The sequence below is a fragment of the Arthrobacter sp. CAN_A214 genome (assembly GCF_015751955.1).
GTDB lineage: Bacteria > Actinomycetota > Actinomycetes > Actinomycetales > Micrococcaceae > Arthrobacter_D.
Map to the genome: position 1 here is coordinate 205,429 of NZ_JADOUU010000002.1, position 17,888 is coordinate 223,316.

Genomic DNA, 17,888 nt, shown 5'->3' on the forward strand with positions numbered 1-17,888 from the left:
GAAGGCGTTCCCCTCAGGAGCGGCTTTCATCGTGCAAGCGGATCGGACAACGCGGCAATGGCATTCCTCCCTCCAGACGTGCTCGCGGTCCGGCGGCGATCGACGACAGATGCGGACTGGGCATCGTTCGAGGCGCGCTTCGAGACGGAGTTCCCCCGCCTGCAGTCGTTGTTTTCCCGTATTTACGGGCCGGACACGGACGGGGAGCTGCTGCAGGTGGTCCTGGACGCCGCGGCGTCGTGGCAGGACCGGCCCGCCGACCTCAAGGCCATCGACGCGGCACGCACGCAGAACCCCGCCTGGTTTTCCTCGAACAGGATGCTCGGTGGTGTCTGCTACGTGGACCTGTACGCCGGGGACCTGGCCGGGTTGCGGGACCGGATCCCGTACTTCCGGGAGCTGGGTCTGACGTATCTGCACCTGATGCCGCTGTTCCGGGCGCCGTTGGAGAATTCCGACGGCGGGTATGCCGTGTCGAGCTACCGCGAGGTCGACCCGGTACTGGGCACCATGGACGAACTCGCGGACCTTGCCCGGGAACTGCGGGAGAACGGCATCTCCCTGGTGGTCGACTTCATCTTCAACCACACCTCCAACGAGCACGAGTGGGCCCGGAAAGCGGCCGCGGGGGACCCGGAGTACGAGGATTTTTACCTGATCTACCCCGACCGGGAGATGCCCGATGCCTATGAGCGGACCGTGCGCGAGATCTTCCCCGATGACCACCCCGGCTCCTTCGTGCAGCTCGAGGACGGCCGGTGGGTCTGGGCGACGTTCTATTCGTTCCAGTGGGACCTCAACTACCGCAACCCGGCGGTTTTCCGTGCCATGGCGGGCGAGATGCTGTTCCTCGCCAACCAGGGAATCGACATCGTCCGGATGGACGCCGTGGCGTTCATCTGGAAGCGGCTCGGCACCTCGTGCGAGAGCCTTCCCGAAGCGCACCTGCTCCTGCAGGCGTTCAACGCGGTCTGCCGTCTCGCGGCGCCGTCGCTGCTGTTCAAGTCCGAGGCCATCGTCCACCCCGACGAGGTGGCGGAATACATTCACCCGGGGGAGTGCCAGCTCAGCTACAACCCCCTGCAGATGGCCCTGATCTGGAACTCGCTGGCCACCCGCGACGTCGCCCTGCTGGCCCAGGCGCTCGAGCGCCGGCACGCCACCCCCGATGGCACGGCGTGGGTGAACTATGTGCGCAGCCACGACGACATCGGCTGGACCTTCTCCGACGAGGACGCCGCGGAGCTCGGCATTCGCGGGCACGATCATCGGCGCTTCCTCAACGCGTTCTACGTCGACCGGTTCCCCGGCAGCTTCGCCCGCGGTGTTCCCTTCCAGGACAACCCGCGCACCGGCGACTGCCGGATCTCCGGCACCACGGCGTCGCTGGCCGGTCTGGAGGCAGGCGATCCCGGTGCCGTCGGGCGGATCCTCCTGGCGCACTCGATCATCCTCAGCACCGGAGGGATTCCGCTGCTCTACCTCGGGGACGAGGTCGGCCAGCTCAACGACTACTCGTACCTCGAGGACCCCGCCAAGGCCGGTGACTCCCGATGGGTGGGACGGCCCTCCTACCCGGCCGACCGGTATGCGGCGAAGGACGACCCGGCAACCGATGCAGGAGCCATTTCCACCCGGCTGCGCCGGCTCATCGACGTGCGGAAGCTGACACCCGAGTTCGCCGGCGGCAGGCTCGTCCCCTTCTCCACCAACAATCCGCAGGTCCTCGGCTACCAACGCCCCGGTCCGACCGAGGACTCAAGAATTCTTATCCTCGCGAACTTCGCCGACACGCCCCAGGAAATCTCCGCCGAGACGCTCTCCGGACTGCCTAACTCGGCGCTTGAACTCATCAGCGGCGAGCAGGCGGTCCTCGCCGACGGGATAACCCTCGACGCCCACGGCGTCGTCTGGCTCCGCTGCCAGGGTGGGAAGGCAAGTTCTTAGCGGAGAAATCCAGGCGCGTAGGGCAGCGCCTTTCGACAAGCAATTATCCGGACGGCTAGACTTGGCAGATCAGCATCGACCCGGCCATCACCGGAGAGCTTCCGGAAGAACGGCACGCCGGCCCGCAGAGGGCCGCCGGCCCAGTAGAACCGGACGGGGAAGCCCGTTACAGCCGAAAATGAGTGGCAGCCCGGGCGGTCTCGCTCCCCAGGGGAGCGGCACCGACGACGGCGGCAAGTGAGGTGGTACCGCGGGTTCAGCTCCCGGCAACCGGAGAGGCAACCGGTATCCGAGGGCAGCGTCCGTCCTCGCAGCAGGATCACCACCCGTTGCTCCGACCGCCGCCACCACAGGATGACTACATGCCGCAGATCTACCCCAAAGCAGTTTCAAGCGACGCCCAGCCGGCCGCCGGAGCCCCTGCGTCGGCTTCCGCAACCGCATCGCCGAAGTTCCCCTCCATCGAGGAGCGGATCCTCAGATACTGGGACGAGGACGGCACCTTCCAGGCCTCCATCGACGCCCGCGACGCCGGCGCCGACGGCTCCAACGAATTCGTGTTCTACGACGGACCTCCCTTCGCGAATGGTCTGCCGCACTACGGCCACCTATTGACCGGATACGCGAAGGACCTCGTGGGCCGCTACCAGACGCAGCGCGGCCGCCGCGTGGAGCGCCGTTTCGGCTGGGACACCCACGGATTGCCCGCCGAACTCGAGGCCATGAAGCAGCTCGGCATGACGGACAAGCAGCAGATCGTCGCGATGGGCATCGACAAGTTCAATGACGCCTCCAGGGCCTCCGTGATGAAGTACGCGGGGGAGTGGAAGAGCTACGTCACGCGCCAGGCCCGGTGGGTGGACTTCGACAACGACTACAAGACCCTCAACCCCGAATACATGGAATCGGTGCTCTGGGCGTTCAAGACGCTGCACGACAAGGGCCTGACCTACAACGGCTACCGCGTGCTCCCGTACTGCTGGAACGACGAAACACCCCTCTCGAACCATGAGCTCCGCATGGACGAGGACGTCTACCAGGACCGCCAGGACCAGACCGTGACCGTCACCTTCCCCATCCTCGCCGGCGGCTCTGCCCTTTCCCGCGATCTAGCGGGCGTGCAGGCCCTCGCGTGGACCACCACGCCCTGGACGCTGCCCACCAACGCGGCGCTCGCCGTCGGACCCGACATCACCTATGTGGTCGTCGAGGCCGAGCGCGACGGCGTTCCCGGCCGCTATCTGATCGCCGAGGACCTCCTCGGCAACTACGCGAAGGACCTCGGCTTCGCCGATGCCGCGGCCGCGCGGGCCGGAATCACCTCGACACACCTCGGCGCGGACCTCGAGGGCCTCACCTACGAGCCGCTCTGGGACTACCTTGCGGACGCCGAGGAGGGCGGCTACCGCAACGCCTTCCGATTCCTCGTCGCCGACTACGTCACGACGACCGACGGCACCGGCCTGGTCCACCAGTCCCCGGCCTACGGCGAGGAGGACCAGAAGATCTGCGAGGCCGCGGGCATCCAGGTGATCCTCTCGGTCGATGAGGGTGCCCGCTTCCTGCCGGTGTTCTCCCGCGGACCACTCGCGGAGATCGCGGGACTGCAGGTCTTCGAGGCGAACAAACCCATCACCCGGATCCTGAAGGGCCAGGGCCGCCTGCTCCGCCAGGCCAGCTATGTGCACAGCTACCCGCATTGCTGGCGTTGCCGGAACCCGCTGATCTACCGCGCGGTGTCCTCGTGGTACGTCGAGGTGACGAAGTTCCGTGACCGGATGGTGGAACTCAACCAGGACATCAACTGGATCCCGGGCAACGTCAAGGACGGGCAGTTCGGCAAGTGGCTTTCCAACGCCCGGGACTGGTCCATCAGCCGCAACCGATTCTGGGGCAGCCCCATCCCGGTGTGGCAGTCCGACAACCCCGAATACCCCCGCACCGACGTGTACGGTTCGCTCGCCGAACTGCAGGAGGCGTTCGGCCGGCTTCCCGTCAACAAGCAGGGCGAGGTGGACCTCCACCGCCCCTTCATCGACGAGCTGACCCGGCCGAACCCCGACGATCCCACCGGGCAGTCGACCATGCGCCGCGTCGAGGACGTGCTGGACGTCTGGTTCGACTCCGGATCGATGCCCTACGGCCAGGTCCATTACCCGTTCGAGAACAGTCAGTGGTTCGACACCCACAACCCCTCGGACTTCATCGTCGAGTACATCGGCCAGACCCGCGGCTGGTTCTACATGCTCCACATCCTCTCCACTGCACTGTTCGACCGCCCGGCCTTCCGCAACGTCATCAGCCACGGCATCGTGCTCGGCTCTGATGGACAGAAGATGTCCAAGAGCCTGAGGAACTACCCCGACGTCTCGGAGGTGTTCGACCGCGACGGTTCGGACGCCATGCGCTGGTTCCTGATGGCCTCGCCGATCCTGCGGGGCGGCAACCTCGTGGTGACCGAGCAGGGAATCCGGGAGGGCGTGCGCCAGGTCCTGCTGCCGCTCTGGAACGTATGGCACTTCTTCAGCCTCTACACCAACGCGGCGGACGGCGGGAAGGGGTACGACGCGAAAACGGTGTCCGCAGAAGCCGCTGCAGGACTCCGCGAGCCGATCGATCGCTACCTCCTGGCCAACACCGGCAACGTGGTGCGCGATCTCACCGTCTCCCTCGATGCTTTCAACATCAGCGACGCCTGCGAATCGCTCCGGCGCTACCTCGACACGCTGACCAACTGGTACGTCCGGCGCAGCAGGCAGCGTTTCTTCGACGAGGACACCGACGCCTTCGACGTCCTCTACACCTGCCTCGAAGCGGTGTGCCGGGTCGCGGCGCCGCTGCTGCCCCTGGTCACCGAGGAGATCTGGCGGGGACTGACCGGCGGACGTTCCGTGCACCTCACCGACTGGCCTGCCGCCGAGCTGTTCCCGGGAGCTCCGGACCTCGTGGAGCAGATGGACCGGACACGCCAGGTCTGCTCGGCCGGGTCGAGCCTGCGCAAGGCGGCGAACCTGCGGGTCCGCCTGCCGCTGCAGGAGTTGACCGTCGTCGCCCCTGGTGCCGGGCAGCTGGCCGGTCAATACCAGTCCATCATCGCCGACGAGCTGAACCTCAAGGCCGTACGGCTGGTCGATTCGGCGGACGCGGAGCCCGCCGAATTCGGTATCACGCAGAAGCTGTCCGTCAATGCGCGCGCCGCAGGGCCGCGCCTCGGCAAGCAGGTCCAGACAGTCATCAAGGCGTCGAAGTCGGGGGACTGGTTCATCGGCGACGACGGCGCAGTCACCGCGGGCGGACTCGCCCTCGAAGCCCACGAGTACACGCTCGAGACGGTCGTGGCCGGTTCCGATGCCGGACACCGGGCGGTGACGGTGCTTCCGGACGGCGGATTCCTCGTCCTGAACACCGAGGTCACCCCCGCCCTCGCGGCAGAGGGAACCGCCCGCGATGCCATCCGGGCCATCCAGCAGGCACGCCGCGATGCCGATCTCGACATCAGCGACCGCATCACCGCGACGGTGACGGTGGCCCCCGGGAACGTGGCCGCGCTCGAGGCGAACGCCGACCTCATCAAGGACGAAACACTGACGCGCGTCCTGCGCGTCGTCGGGAACGACGTTGAGGACGATTTCAGCGTCGCAGTGGAAAGGCACCAATGAGCACCGAAGACACCGCCGGCACAGGCCCCCTCGACCGGTTCTCGGTGGAAAGCGTGTATGCCGAGCTGCTGAGCCGAGCCCCTGAGAACAGGATGGAGCCACGAATGGCACCGCTGGTCCGGGCCATGGAGATCCTGGGCGAGCCGAACCGCGCATTCCCGATCATCCACATCACGGGCACCAACGGCAAGACGTCGACGGCCCGCATGATCGAGAGCATCCTGCTGGCACATGACCTCCGGACCGGGCGCTTCACGAGCCCCCACCTGTCCCGTGTCACCGAACGCATCAGCATCGACGGGGAGCCCGTGCGGGACGAAACCTTCGTGCGCGTCTGGGATGAGGTCAAGCCCTACCTCGACATCGTGGACGGTGAACTGCTGGTTGCCGGTGAACCCCGCCTCACCTACTTCGAGTGCGTCACCATCCTCGCGTTCGCCGTCTTCGCGGACGAACCCGTCGACGTCGCCGTTCTCGAGGTGGGCCTCGGCGGCATCACCGACGCCACCAACGTGGGGGACGGACAGGTCGCGGTGATCACGCCCATCTCGCTCGACCACACCGAGCTGCTCGGCGATACCCTGGAGGACATCGCCCGCGAGAAGGCCGGCATCATCAAGCCCGGCAGCTTCCTCGTCAGCGCCGCCCAGCCGCGTGAGGCCGCGCAGGTGCTTCTGGAGACGGCCCGGGAAACCGGCGTCGACTTCCGCTTCGAGGGCGTCGAGTTCGGCGTCGAATCCCGCACCGTCGCGGTGGGCGGCCAGGTGGTATCACTGACCGGGCTGGCCGGCCGGTACGGTGAACTCCTGGTCCCGCTGCACGGCGAGCACCAGGCCCAGAACGCCGCAGTGGCGGTTGCCGCCGTCGAGGCATTCCTGGGCGGCGGGACGCGGCAGCTGGAGACCGGGCTGATCCGCGACGGCCTGCGGTCGGTGACCTCACCCGGCAGGCTGGAGGTGGTGCGCACCGCCCCGAGCATCATCGTGGACGCCGCCCATAACCCCGCGGGTGCGCGGGCGGCAGCGAAAGGCATCAAGGAAGCGTTCGACTTCTCCCGGCTCGTCCTGGTCATCGGGATACTGCAGGACAAGGACGCCGCCGGCATCTTCGCCGAACTGTACGAGGAACTCGGCGGCATCCTCGAGGACGTCTGCCTGACGCAGTCCACGTCGCCGCGCTCCATTCCCGCAACCGACCTGCTGCAGGCGGCGCTCGCCGCGGGCTTCGCCGAGGAGAACATCAATATCGTCGATCGGCTCGACGACGCCCTCGAATGGGCTGTTCTGAAGGCGGAAGAGAACAACGACCTCGCAGGGGGAATCCTCGTCACCGGTTCGATCACCATGGTGGGCGAAGCGCGAACCCTTCTTGGAAAGTAGGTACCCATGGCACGGATGACCAAGGCCCAGCGCGAATGGCGCCCCGGCATGCCGAAGAAGCGCCGTTCGGTGAAGGTGATGTTCGCCTCGGTGGTGCTCCTCCTCGAGGCGTTCGCGGTGTTCTTCGGAACACTCACCATTTTCGGACTGCGCCGCGACGAACTGCCGGGTGGCCTGATCCTCGGACTCGGGGTAGCGCTGAGCGTGCTCCTGGTGCTGAACTGTGCCGTACTGACGAAGCGCTGGGGGATCGCGATCGCGTGGATCCTGCAGTTCGTCATGATCGCCACCGGCTTCCTCGAACCGGCCATGTTCTTCGTCGGAATCGCCTTCACCCTGACGTGGCTCTATGGAGTTCGGACCGGGGCGCGCCTGGACAGGGAGAACATCGAGCGGGACCGGCTTCAGGCGCAGTGGGAGAAGGAGCACCCCCAATCCACCGACGGCCGACCGATGGCCGGCTAGTAGAGTCGAAGGGGACAACCCGGCACTACTGAGGAGAATTCATGAGCGTTGAACGCACACTCGTACTGATCAAGCCCGACGGCGTTTCCCGGAACCTCACCGGGGTGATCCTGGGCCGCATCGAGGCCAAGGGCTACACTGTGGCGGACCTCAAACTGGTCTCTGCCACGCGCGCGCTGCTCGAGGAGCACTACGCCGAGCACGTCGGCAAGCCGTTCTACGAGCCGTTGGTCGAGTTCATGTTGAGCGGCCCCGTGGTCGCCGCAGTGTTCGAAGGCCAGCGCGTCATCGAAGGCTTCCGCTCCCTCGCCGGAACCACCGATCCGACGACGGCGGCGCCCGGGACCATTCGCGGGGATTTCGGCCGGGACTGGGGAGAGAAGGTCCAGCAGAACCTCGTCCATGGCTCGGACTCCGCCGAGTCAGCCCGGCGAGAGATCGAGATCTGGTTCTCCTGACGAAGCCGGATCGGTTGCTCGGGGTGCCGTCCGGTACCCCGAGCAACCTTCTTGATAGCGTGGGGTCATGACCGACTATCGAAGATTAGGCAATTCCGGGCTCAGTGTCTCCACAGTGGGCCTGGGGTGCAACAACCTGGGTCGCGCTGGAACCCCCACCGAGACCCAGGACGGCACCAACGCCGTCATCGGCGCAGCAATCGACGCGGGAATCAATTTCTTCGACGTCGCTGACATCTACGGCAAGGCACCCGGAACCAGTGAGGAGATGCTGGGCAGGGCGCTGGGCGGCCGGCGGGACGACGTAGTCCTGGCCACGAAGTTCGGTGCGGACATGGGCGGAGCCAACGGACCCGACTGGGGAGCCAGAGGATCGCGCCGCTACATCGTCCGCGCTGTCGAATCGTCCCTCCGCCGACTCGGCACGGACTGGATCGATCTCTACCAGCTTCATGTCCCGGATCGCCTGACACCCATCGAGGAAACGCTTTCGGCGCTGGATGACCTGGTTCACAGCGGCAAGGTCCGGTACCTCGGCCACTCCAACTTCGCAGGGTGGCAGGTCGCCGCGGCGGAGCTGACCGCCAGCGCGAGCGGTTTCACCCCCTTCATCTCGGCCCAGAACCACTACAACCTGCTCGACCGCCGGACGGAGAACGAAGTGATCCCTGCCGCCGAGGCCTACGGCCTGGGCGTGCTTCCCTACTTCCCGCTCGCCAACGGGCTGCTCACCGGAAAATACCGGCAGGGTGCAGTGCCTGAGGGCAGCCGGCTGACCCACTCCCGCACGAGCATCCTCGAGAAGGCGGACTGGGAGCAACTGTCGGTGTTCCGGGCCTTCGCCGATTCCCGCGGCCTCACCGAAGTGCAGGTCGCTTTCTCCTGGCTCGCCGCCCAACCCGCAGTGGCGTCCGTGATCGCCGGCGCCACCACACCGAAGCAGGTGGTGCAGAATGCCTCGGCCGTTTCCTGGGCCCCGACGGTGGAGGACCTTGATGAGCTGGACCGGATCTTCCCCCGCCAGCCGAAGTCGCTGCTCGTCTAGTGCGCGCCCCGGGCGCACCCGACAAGCATTCACGGGCCGCTGTGTAAACTCCCGGATCCGACAGCGACACCAGGGGGATGGCAAGTAGACTTACCTTTCTGCAGGCTTCGGCAGACGGGGCTGCGCAAAAACCGTACGGATCAGGTGTCAGCCAGCCAGGGAGAAAAAATGAATTCCACGTACCGTCCCCTCACGCTCGTTCTCGGGTCAGTTGCCGCCGTGGCCTTGCTGACCGGATGCAACGCCGAACCGGCTCCGCAGCCCGGGGCCGCCACGACCGTCGCAAGCGAGCTTGCGACGACCGCCCCGACCGCCGGTGAATCCTCCGAATCCACCTCCAGCGATCCCTCTGGGAGCGAATCTGCTTCCGCCGGTGCCTCCGGAACCGGGAGTGCCTCCGCCAGCGCGTCGGCGTCGGAATCGGCGAGTTCCTCAAGCACTGCGTCGGCGTCGGGAACGGCAAGTTCCTCGAGCACTGCGTCGGCGTCCGGGGGCCCGGGTGCCACCACGGCCATCGCGCTGACCGCGGGCGGGGAATACAAGATCACGAGCCCGGATACAGCGGTGACCATCGAGTGCAGCGGCGGCGGGGACATCGACGTCGAGGCCGACGACACCGTACTCGAATTCACCGGCGACTGCCAGGACATCGAGGTGGACGGCGACAACAACACGATCACCGGTGACAACGCGGAGAAGGCCGACATCGAAGGAAACAACAACACCGTGACAGCCGCTACGATCGGCGAGATCGATGTGGACGGCGACAGTAACACGGTCGAGGTCGAAGAGACGCGGAGCATCGATGTCGAGGGGGACGACAACACCGTCACCTACATGTCGGGCGAACCGGTCATCGAGACCGAAGGCAATAACTCGGTGTCGGCCGCATAGTTCGCCGCAACGGTTCGACGGACCGCTTTGCCGGCCCAGCACCTGCGGCGCGGGGAACCGTTTGCGACGGCAGGAATCGACGGCCGGACGGGCTGCTGGTGTGGGTCAGCGGGCAGATCCCAGGCGTCTGCTGCCGGCGGCGACGGCGATGAGTGTGAGCATCGCCGCGCAGGCCGTTGCCAGCAGGGCGACCGGGTAGCCGATCGAGGGCGCTGCGAGGGCGAGTAGGTAGGGTATCGCAAGACCCGCATAGGCAAGGCTGTAGTACAGCGCCACCACCCCACCCAGCTCTTCGCGTGAGGCGAGTTCCTCGACCTCGGCCAGTCCCACGATCAGGCACAGCCCGTACCCGGCACCCAGCAGCAGCGCCGCGGCAGCCGCGCTCCAGAGGGAAGGCCAGGCGGTGGCGCCCGCGGCCGCGAGGCACCCGGTAGCGACCACCGCCAATCCGACAGCCGCTGCACCGCCCGGGCTCCTCGTTGCGGAGGACAGGCGCCGGCCCGTCGGCTGGATCAGTGCGCCGGCGGCCAGTGCGAAAGCGGCCAGTAGGCCTGAGAAGGCCACCGCGAGGGAGTTGTCGCGCGGCACTGCGTGCTCGCCCAGGGTGGTGAAGACGAGGGTGACGCTGCCGAAGACCCAGGGCGCCATCGGGACGATGATCAGCCGGAATGCCGGGGTGGCCGCTGCTGCTGGAAGCAACTGCGGGGGCCGTGCCGGCGCTGGGCCGGGGAATCGGGTTTCGGGGGCGCGGAAGAGCAGCACGAGTGCCACCGCTGCGATGACGAGGTGCACCAGGTAGGGCAGTACCTGCGGAGCGGGAGCCCACTGGGCAAGGAGTCCTGCTATCAGGGGTCCGATTCCAAGCCCGGCTGTCAGCGCCAGCGCTGCTCGCCGGGCGCCGGCTCCCTCGGCGGCCGTTTCGGAGAGCTCCTTGATCCAGGCCGTACCGATGCTGAAAATCGCCCCGGAGACAACACCCGTCAGGAAGCGGCCCGCATACAGACCGCTGACACCCCACTGACCGCTGATCAGCACCATGGTGGCGACCAGCGACAGGGCGGCGAAGGCGAGCATCAGACGGCGACGACCCTGCCGGTCGCTGATCCTGCCGCCCACGAGCAGGCCGGGAATCAGGCCGACGGCGTACACGACGAAAACCGCTGTCGCCTCGGCGTCGGAAAGACCCAGCGTCCGGCGGTAGACCGCCAGGAGCGGAACGAATTGATTGGCCCCGTAACCCACGGTGAACATAGCCAGCGCCGGCCGGCGCCACGACTTCGGTCCGACTCCGGCCACCGGGCCGGTGGCCGTCACCGACAGGACCGCGAACTCTGCAGCACGCGGTCGCCTAGTGGAAGGTCCTGCCGTTGACCCGTTCCGAGGCGCCCGTGCGGTCCAGGTAAGGGGTGATCCCGCCGAGGTGCAGGGGCCAGCCGGCGCCCAGGATGACGCACAGGTCGATGTCCTCGGGAGCAGCGACAACCCCTTCGTCGAGCATGCGGCCGATCTCGTCCGCGAGGGCATCTTGCGTCCGTCGCAGCACTTCCGCACCCGACGACGGCGAATCCCCGCGCTCGAGGAGTGCAAGGGTTGATCCCGGAACCGTCGAGGTGCCGTCGTCGTGCTTCTCCCACAGGCCCTTGACCCCCGCGTCGATCAGCTTCTGCTGGTTGGCCGAGACGTGGAAGCGGCTCCCGAACGCTGCGCGCAACGACTCCTGGACGTGCTGCCCGACGGGGAGGCCGACGAGCGCGAGGAGCCGGAAGGGGGTCATGGGAAGGCCCATCGGGCGGAGCGCGTTGTCGGCGATCTCGGCATCGGTCCCCTCGTCGAAGACCCTGGTGATCTCGCCGAACATGCGGCCGAGGATCCGGTTCACCACGAACGCCGGCGCATCCTGGACCAGGACGGCATTCTTCTTGAGATCCCTGGCGAGGGCGAAGGCGGTCGCGAGGACGGCGTCGTCGGTCCTGGGAGCCCTGACGATCTCGAGCAGCGGCATTGCCGCCACCGGGTTGAAGAAGTGGAAGCCCACCACGCGCTCGGGGTGCTGGAGGTCGGCGGCCATCTCCGCCACTGACAGCGAGGACGTGTTGGTGGCCAGGATGCACTCCGGGGTGACCACGGCCTCGACTTCGGCGAAGACCTGCTTCTTGACGGACAGCTCCTCGAAGACGGCCTCGATGACGAAGTCCGCATCAGCGAAGACGTTCTTCGACACGGAGCCGGAGACCAGCGCCCTGGTGCGATTGGCGGCGTCCAGGGACAGTCGCTTTTTGCCCAGCAGTTTGTCCACTTCGGCGTGCACGTACGCCACGCCCTTGTCCACGCGGGCCTGGTCGATGTCAGTGAGCACCACGGGAACCTTGAGATTGCGGGCGAACAGCAGCGCGAGCTGACTGGCCATCAGGCCGGCGCCCACGATGCCCACCTTCGTCACGGGCCGGGCCAGCTTCCGGTCCGGCGCGCCGACAGGGCGCTTGGCACGCTTCTGCACGAGGTCGAGGAAGGCATACACCGTCGAGTGGAACTCGGGGGTCTGCATGAGGTCGCTGAGCGCTTTGCACTCGGCGACGGCCGATTCCTCCCTGGAATAGTTCTTCCCGGCTTCGAAGAGGTCGAGGACCCTGGACGGCGCCGGGGCGGCGTTGCGGGTCTTCGCCTCGACGAAGGCCCGACCGGCGGCGACGGCGGCGTCCCAGGTGGCGTCGTCGTAGGATCCGAGCCGCGAGCGCCGCTCCTGCTGCGTCCGGATGGCAGCAGCATCCCCGGCGACGATCGTCGCCGCCCACAAAAGCGACTGCTCCAGGAAATCCGCCGGCTCGAAGAGCCGGTCGGCGATCCCGAGCTCGAACGCCGCCGCGCCGCCCAGCATCCGGTTGTTGCTCAGTGGATTCTCGATCATGACCTTCACTGCTGCGGCAGGCCCGATGAGACGGGGCAACCGATACACGCCGCCCCAGCCGGGAACGAGCCCGATGAAGGCTTCCGGGAGACCGATGCCGTTGGCACCCGTTGACACCGTGCGGTAATCGGCGGCGAGAGCGATCTCCAGCCCGCCGCCCAGGGCGACACCGTTGATGAAAGCGAAGCTCGGAACGCCCAGGCTTCCGAAGAGGTTGTAGGCCTCGTGGCCCAGCTCGGCCATCAGGAGCCCGTACTGCTCGGACTTCAGCGACTTCACGGTCGAGAGATCGGCACCGGCCACCAGGAAGTACGGCTTGCCCGTCACGGCGACGGCCTGGATCTCGCCACGTCCGGCACGCTCCTTGAGGCCTTCGAGGGTTCGGCCGTATTCGATCAGCGTGTTCGGGCCCAGGGTGGTGGGCTTCGCGGAGTCGAGGTCGTTGTCGAGCGTGATCAGCGCCAACACCCCGGCCCCGAACGGGAGGTCGATGTCCTGAACATAGGAATGGGTGACGATTTCGGTGGGAACCAGCGCGGCAAGTTCCTCGAAGCGGTCGAAGCTCATGCTGCGTCCTGTCCATAGTCGGCGTGGTGGGGGTTCTCCCAGATGACGGTGGCGCCCATTCCGAGGCCGATGCACATTGTCGTCATTCCGTAGCGCACGGCCGGGTCCTTCTCGAACTGGCGTGCAAGCTGGTTCATGAGGCGGACGCCGGAGGACGCGAGCGGATGCCCGACGGCGATGGCGCCGCCGTAGCGATTGACGCGCGGGTCCTCGTCGTCGATGCCGAAGGAGTCGAGGAAGGTCAGCACCTGCACGGCGAAGGCCTCGTTGATCTCGAACAGCCCGATATCGGATATGTCCAGCCCTGCCTGGCGCAGGGCCTTCTCGGTGGCCGGGACCGGGCCGATTCCCATGACCTCGGGTTCGACGCCGGCGAAGGCGTAGGCCACGAGGCGCATCCGGACGGGAAGGCCCAGCTCCGCTGCGGCGTCGGCAGAGGCGAGCAGTGCCGCCGTCGCGCCGTCGTTCAGTCCTGCCGCGTTGCCGGCGGTCACCCTGCCGTGCGGACGGAACGGCGTGCGGAGCTGTGCGAGGTCCTCGACGGTGGTGTCGGGACGGGGCGGCTCATCAGCGGTGTTGAGGGTCCAGCCGGCTCCGGCCTTCTTGCCCGCGACGGGCACGAGGTCGGGCTGGATGTGCCCGGCTTCAAGCGCTGCGGCGAACCTCGCCTGACTCCGGGCCGCGTAGGCGTCGGTGCGCTCCTTGGTGATCGCGGGGAATCGGTCGTGGAGATTCTCCGCGGTATTCCCCATATTGAGGGCGGCGGGGTCCACGAGGCGCTCGGACAGGAACCGGGGGTTGGGGTCCGTTCCGGCACCCATTGGGTGGTTGCCCATGTGCTCGACACCACCGGCGATGACGACGTCGTAGGCGCCGAAGGCGATGCCCGAGGCAGTGGTGGTCACGGCCGTCAGGGCGCCGGCGCACATGCGGTCGATCGCGAATCCGGGCACGCTCCGCGGCAGGCCCGCGAGCAGCGCGGCGGTCCGCCCGATCGTCAGGCCCTGATCGCCGGTCTGGGTGGTCGCGGCGATGGCGACGTCGTCGATACGCTCCGGCGGAAGCGAGGGGTTCCGGCGCATGAGCTCGCGGATGCATTTCACGACGAGGTCATCGGCCCGTGTTCCGGCGTGGATTCCCTTGCTTCCGGCCTTGCCGAAAGGAGTGCGTACCCCGTCGACGAAGACGACGTCCCGGACGCGGCGCGATGCTCCGCGGGCAGGGCTGGTCTCGATTTCTGCGCTCACCTGTTGCTCCTCTTTGAGATGTTGGTCCGCGACTAGGTTACTGACCGGTAACTTAGGGTGGCAAGTCAGCCGGCAGAGGCATCGAGCCGGAGAATGTTTTCCGTGCCGGACGCCGTGCCGGATCCTCCGCCGGAATTCTTGGCGGGGAGCGGATCAGGATCGAGGAAGGCCACGGTGATGATTGCCGCGACCTGCTCGATCTGCCATTGCCGCGCTCCCAGTGCTGCAAGCGCCGAGCTGACTGTTTCGAGAGTGATGTCCGCGGGCGGGCGCCAGGCGATCCGCCGGAGGAAATCAGGGGTCAGGAGATTCTCCAGGGGCAGGTTGAGTTTCTCCGCCTGGGCTGCCACCCTGGGTCGAGCCGTTCCGAGCCGTGCAGCAGCCTCCGGGTCCTTCTCCGCCCAGATACGCGGAGGAGGCGGCGCGTTGCTCGGAACATGCAGGGGCGGCAGGTCGGTGGCCTTCCGGGCGTCGTTGATGCTCTTGATCCACCGGGGCGCCTCCTTCTGCGCGGCTCGGCCGTTGAAGCCTTTGGTGGAGAGCAGTTGCGGGACGGTCGACGGCATCGCCTTCGCCGCGGCCACGATGGCCGAGTCCGGGATCAGGCGACCCGGGGCGACGTCACGGCGCTGTGCGAGATCCTCGCGCTCGAGCCACATCTGGCGCACCGCTTCGAGCTGGCGGCGGTCACGCAGTTGGTGGAGCCCGGAGGTGCGGCGCCATGGGTCGGTCTTCGGTTCTGCCAGGGGGGACGTGCGGATGTGCTCGAATTCCTCTTCGGCAAGGGCGAGCTTGCCGCTTTCGGCGAGGCGCTCCACCAGCTTGTCCCGCAGTTCCGTGAGGACCTCGACATCGAGGGCCGCGTAGCGCAGCCACGGCTCGGGCAGCGGGCGCTTGGACCAGTCGGCTGCCGAGTGTTCCTTCGCCAACGAGAAGCCGAGCTGGGATTCGATGACGGCGGCGAGACCCACCCGCGGCAGTCCGGCGAGCCGTGCCGCAAGCTCGGTGTCGAACAACTTGTCCGGCCACATGCCCAGTTCCGAAAGGCACGGCAGATCCTGGCTGGCCGCATGCAGGATCCACTCGACCCCCTCGAGGGCGTCATCGAGGATTTTCAGGTCCCGGAAGGGTTCGGGGTCAATGAGCCAGGTCCCTGCCCCTTCCCGCCGGATCTGTACGAGGAAGGCCCGTTGCCCGTAGCGGAACCCCGATGCCCGTTCGGCGTCCACTCCCGCGGGACCGGTTCCGGCAGCGAGGGCCGCCGCTGCCCGCTCCAGCCCGGGAAGCGTATCGATGACGAGGGGTACGCCGTCGCGCGGGTCGGTCAGCACGGCGAGCGGCGGACCGTTTTCGGGGAATTCGTTCGGGGGGAGTGTTTCAGGAGCGGGAATGTTGCCCGCTTGCTCGGAAGTCTGGGAACTCATGGTGATTTCAGTCTATCCCCGCGGTGATTGCCGTTCGAGCTGCGGGTGCCGGGGCTGGTGGACGCTCGGCCGGGGCTCGTGGGCACTAGCTCCGCCGGTGCGGCAGCGGAAGGACGCCCTCGGGCAGCGGCGGGATCCCCGCGAAGGTGCAGACCATGTCCGACCATGCCTCCAGGTGGCTGCGCACGTCCCCACTCGCGGGTGTCCAGGAGGCGCGAAGCTCGATGTCGATGGTGTCGCCCCGTTCCGCGAGGGTGCCGTAACTCTCCGAGAGGATCCGGGTCGCCGTACCACCCGCGCTGTGGTGATGCGCACCGTGGTTCTCCAGGGCTTCGACGAGCCACGTCCAGGCGACGGAGCCCAACAGGGCGTCGTTGCCCATGTCCGCGTCGAGCTGCGCGCGGATGTAGGTCACCACGCGGAACGTCCCGTTCCACACTTCCGGGCGCCCGGGATCATGAAGGAGGATGAAGCGCCCCGTGGCGCGCTCCTCGGGTTCCCGGGGAACCGGACCGAGCCGGGCAGGGCCATGGCCGAAAGCTGCGGAAGCCCTTTGCGTGGGAACTGCATACAGCGGAGGGAAGACCTCTGCGCCCAGGGCGACGGCGAAGGGAGCCAGGCGCGACGGCGCGGGGAGCTCTTCGAGGCGCAGCTCACTGCGGCAGGTGGCCTCCCGGAGTCCGGACAGGGCACTCAGGAATTCCTGGGGGACCTCTTGCAGGCCGCCGATTGCGCTCACTACCGCAGGCTATGCCCTGCAGTAGTGAGAACAGCACAGCGACGCGCCGGGGGCCCGGTGTGCAGGCCGGCGGTTTCCGGCTGGTATTACGTTCCCAGTTCGCGCCGGATCGCGGCGGCGAAGGCGTCGACGTCTTCCTCGGTGGTGTCGAAGGAGCACATCCAGCGCACTTCGCGCGTCTGCTGATCCCAGTCGTAGAACCGGAAGTGCTTCCGGATACGGTCGGCAGCCCCGGGAGGCAGGATGGCGAAGACCGCGTTGGCCCGGGTTTCCTGGGTGAGCTGGACGCCGTCGATTCCCCTCACCGCCTCGGTGAGGCGTGCCGCCATGGCATTGGCGTGGGAAGCCGATCGGAGCCACAGGTCGCCCTCGAGCAGCGCGATGAGCTGAGCTGAGACGAACCGCATCTTGGAGGCGAGCTGCATGTTCATCTTCCTCAGGAACTCGAGCCCCGTCGACGCCTGCTCGTTGAGTACCACCACGCATTCGCCGAAGATGAGTCCGTTCTTCGTGCCGCCGAAGGACAGGATGTCGACGCCGGCGTCGCGCGTGAACGCCCGCAGCGGGACGCCGAGTGCGGCTGCGGCGTTCGCCAGGCGGGCGCCGTCCATGTGGAGGTGCATGCCACGTGCATGGCAGTGGTCGGCGATCGCCCGGATCTCCTCGATCGAATACAGCGTGCCGAGCTCGGTGGTCTGGGTGATGGATACGGCCAGCGGCTGCGCCCGGTGCGGGTCGCCCCAGCCCCATGCCTCGCGGTCGATGAGCTCAGGGGTGAGCTTCCCGTCCGGGGTGGCTACTGGCAGGAGCTTGATGCCTCCCACGCGCTCGGGGGCGGCGTTCTCGTCGACATTGATATGGGCTGTCCGCGGGCAGACGACGGCGCCCCAGCGGGGCAGGATCGACTGCAGCGACAGGACGTTGGCGCCGGTGCCGTTGAAAACGGGGAACACGGAGATGCCCTCGCCGAAGTGGCTCTCCATCACCTGCTGGAGGTGCCGGGTGTAGACGTCGTCACCGTAGGCGCCCTGGTGTCCGCCGTTGGCTGCCGCGAGGGCGGCAAGGACCTCGGGGTGGACGCCCGAATAGTTGTCGGACGCGAATCCGCGTACCGAGGCGTCATGGAGCGGCTGGAGGGTCGAGAGAGTTTCAGTCACCG

At 67.3% G+C, this 17,888-nt stretch carries 14 protein-coding genes; 7 read left to right on the top strand and 7 right to left on the bottom strand.

Annotated features, from left to right (window positions below; all coding sequences use genetic code 11):
* Positions 1-57 precede the first annotated feature (57 nt).
* From IWX65_RS02845 to IWX65_RS02870, 6 genes are all read left to right on the top strand, one after another.
* Positions 58-1,947, top strand: coding sequence for an amylosucrase (locus IWX65_RS02845; RefSeq protein ID WP_196880940.1), 1,890 nt, complete (start codon positions 58-60; stop codon positions 1,945-1,947).
* 362 nt (positions 1,948-2,309) lie between these two features.
* A complete protein-coding gene (ileS, locus tag IWX65_RS02850; protein WP_196880941.1) occupies positions 2,310-5,606 on the top strand; it encodes an isoleucine--tRNA ligase in 3,297 nt (1,098 codons plus the stop codon).
* Positions 5,603-6,985, top strand: coding sequence for a bifunctional folylpolyglutamate synthase/dihydrofolate synthase (locus tag IWX65_RS02855; RefSeq protein WP_196880942.1), 1,383 nt, complete (start codon positions 5,603-5,605; stop codon positions 6,983-6,985). Before ileS ends, IWX65_RS02855 begins: the two co-directional genes overlap by 4 nt.
* 6 nt (positions 6,986-6,991) lie before the next feature.
* On the top strand, positions 6,992-7,450 hold the full coding sequence (locus IWX65_RS02860) for a DUF4233 domain-containing protein (protein WP_196880943.1): 459 nt from the start codon (positions 6,992-6,994) through the stop codon (positions 7,448-7,450).
* Between the two features lie 41 nt (positions 7,451-7,491).
* Positions 7,492-7,908 (top strand): nucleoside-diphosphate kinase, encoded by a 417-nt coding sequence (ndk, locus tag IWX65_RS02865; RefSeq protein ID WP_196880944.1) that lies wholly within the window; start codon positions 7,492-7,494, stop codon positions 7,906-7,908.
* 67 nt (positions 7,909-7,975) lie between these two features.
* The gene (locus tag IWX65_RS02870) at positions 7,976-8,953 is read left to right on the top strand and encodes an aldo/keto reductase (RefSeq protein ID WP_196880945.1); all 978 of its coding nucleotides are present in this window, start codon (positions 7,976-7,978) and stop codon (positions 8,951-8,953) included.
* A gap of 140 nt (positions 8,954-9,093) precedes the next feature.
* Here the strand turns inward: IWX65_RS02870 and IWX65_RS02875 are convergent, their stop codons facing one another.
* The gene (locus IWX65_RS02875) at positions 9,094-9,501 is read right to left on the bottom strand and encodes a hypothetical protein (protein ID WP_196880946.1); all 408 of its coding nucleotides are present in this window, start codon (positions 9,499-9,501) and stop codon (positions 9,094-9,096) included.
* Positions 9,502-9,517: 16 nt separating this feature from the next.
* On the opposite strand from IWX65_RS02875, the gene IWX65_RS02880 reads away from it, so the two are divergent.
* On the top strand, positions 9,518-9,847 hold the full coding sequence (locus IWX65_RS02880) for a DUF3060 domain-containing protein (RefSeq protein WP_196880947.1): 330 nt from the start codon (positions 9,518-9,520) through the stop codon (positions 9,845-9,847).
* Between the two features lie 105 nt (positions 9,848-9,952).
* Here the strand turns inward: IWX65_RS02880 and IWX65_RS02885 are convergent, their stop codons facing one another.
* The 6 genes from IWX65_RS02885 to IWX65_RS02910 form a co-directional block, all read right to left on the bottom strand.
* Positions 9,953-11,161 carry an MFS transporter gene (locus IWX65_RS02885; protein WP_196880948.1) on the bottom strand — a complete coding sequence of 403 codons (1,209 nt, stop codon included), beginning with the start codon at positions 11,159-11,161 and terminating at the stop codon, positions 9,953-9,955.
* Between the two features lie 34 nt (positions 11,162-11,195).
* On the bottom strand, positions 11,196-13,319 hold the full coding sequence (locus tag IWX65_RS02890) for a 3-hydroxyacyl-CoA dehydrogenase NAD-binding domain-containing protein (RefSeq protein ID WP_196880949.1): 2,124 nt from the start codon (positions 13,317-13,319) through the stop codon (positions 11,196-11,198).
* Positions 13,316-14,566, bottom strand: a complete 1,251-nt coding sequence (locus IWX65_RS02895) for a thiolase family protein (RefSeq protein WP_334683606.1) — start codon at positions 14,564-14,566, stop codon at positions 13,316-13,318. The genes IWX65_RS02890 and IWX65_RS02895 overlap by 4 nt, the downstream gene beginning before the upstream one ends.
* 65 nt (positions 14,567-14,631) lie before the next feature.
* On the bottom strand, positions 14,632-15,990 hold the full coding sequence (locus IWX65_RS02900; RefSeq protein ID WP_196880950.1) for an HRDC domain-containing protein: 1,359 nt from the start codon (positions 15,988-15,990) through the stop codon (positions 14,632-14,634).
* An 85-nt stretch (positions 15,991-16,075) separates the two neighbouring features.
* Entirely contained in the window at positions 16,076-16,720 is a 645-nt protein-coding gene (locus IWX65_RS02905; RefSeq protein ID WP_196881083.1) for a DUF3000 domain-containing protein, read from the bottom strand.
* Between the two features lie 95 nt (positions 16,721-16,815).
* A complete protein-coding gene (locus IWX65_RS02910) occupies positions 16,816-17,886 on the bottom strand; it encodes a threonine aldolase family protein (RefSeq protein ID WP_196880951.1) in 1,071 nt (356 codons plus the stop codon).
* Positions 17,887-17,888: the final 2 nt, after the last annotated feature.